The sequence below is a fragment of the Ruegeria sp. YKSF070 genome (genome assembly GCF_059612725.1).
This window is the reverse complement of record NZ_JBXWRD010000115.1, coordinates 1-1,177: the sequence shown is the minus strand read 5'-3', so window position 1 is coordinate 1,177 and position 1,177 is coordinate 1. Positions and strand designations below refer to the sequence as shown.

The 1,177-nt window shown below is 59.6% G+C and carries 2 protein-coding genes; both read right to left on the bottom strand.

Translation table 11 applies throughout. From position 1 onward, the window contains the following. The coding region (locus AC2FL1_RS23480) for an alcohol dehydrogenase catalytic domain-containing protein (RefSeq protein ID WP_496878535.1) at positions 1-258 on the bottom strand (258 nt) is incomplete at its 3' end. A gap of 82 nt (positions 259-340) precedes the next feature. After that, a partial coding sequence (locus AC2FL1_RS23475) for an MFS transporter (protein WP_496878534.1) occupies positions 341-1,177 on the bottom strand: 837 nt, incomplete at its 5' end.

The following is a 1,177-nucleotide window of genomic DNA, read 5'->3' as shown; positions in this document are numbered from 1 at the left end:
TACAACCACGGGCTCGCCAATCCTGAAGTCTCCGGCGGCCTCTCCAACTGACGAGATCACACCTGCGGCTTCGTGGCCGTAGACGGCGGGCAGAAAGCCGCCCCAGGCACCTTCGGCATAGGATATGTCTGAATGGCAGATGGCCACTGCATCCAGCGTCACTTCGACTTCACCCGTGCCGGGGGGCGCCAGCTGAACCTCTTCGATAACCAGGGGTTCGCCGAATGCCCGGCAGACTGCGGCTTTGATTGTTTGCATGTTTTCCCTCATTCCCGTTGGCCCCACGGTGGCGTGGGAAAGCGTTGATCGCAAGGCGAATACCGCCATGTAAGTGTCGTTGTTAAGCCACGACAGGCGCGGACCGGCGAAACAAAACGAACCCGGCCAGCATCAGCGCCAGTGCCAGCAGGAAAGGAGCACCCGGCAGGTACAGCGGTGTGTCGGGGCGAATGAATTGCGCAAATACGCTGGTCATGACCAGGGGCGAGATTACCATCGAAAGCGCGTGGAGCGCGGCGAGGACGCCCTGCAACTCCCCTTGCTGCGAATCTGGTGTCGCTTTGGACATCATTGCCTGAAGTGCCGGTGTGGTGATTGCCCCGATTGCGGTGATTGGGATGAACAAAAGCGCAATGAACCCGTTGGTCAGAAAGGCCAGAATTGCGAAACTAAGAATTTCAAAACCCATCCCGTAGATGATGGCACCCCGTTCGCCGCACAATCGGATTGCGGGGCGGATCAGGCCGCCCTGCACAACGGCCATGCCGATCCCATAGACGCCCAGTGACAGGCCGATCATCTGAGGGGACCATCCGAACCGCTCGGTGGTGAAAAAGGACCAGATAGCGGGGTAGACGTAGATTGAGACCGAATACAGAAAGTAGACCCACAGCATAGGTCGGATACCGGGCCGTGCAGCAATGGCGCGCAGCGAATTCACCGGGTTGGCGCGGCGCAGGTTGAAGGCGCGCCGGGTCTTGTCGGTCACGGTTTCAGGCATCACGAAGCAGCCGATGGCAAAGATCAGTGCCACCAGACCTGCCGCAGCCCAAAACGGGGCACGGGTTCCATATTCGCTGAGCAACCCGCCGATCACTGGTCCGAGCACAAATCCGACGCCAAAGGCCGCCCCTAACAGGCCAAAGTTTGCGGCCTTGTCCTTGGGATCGGAAATATC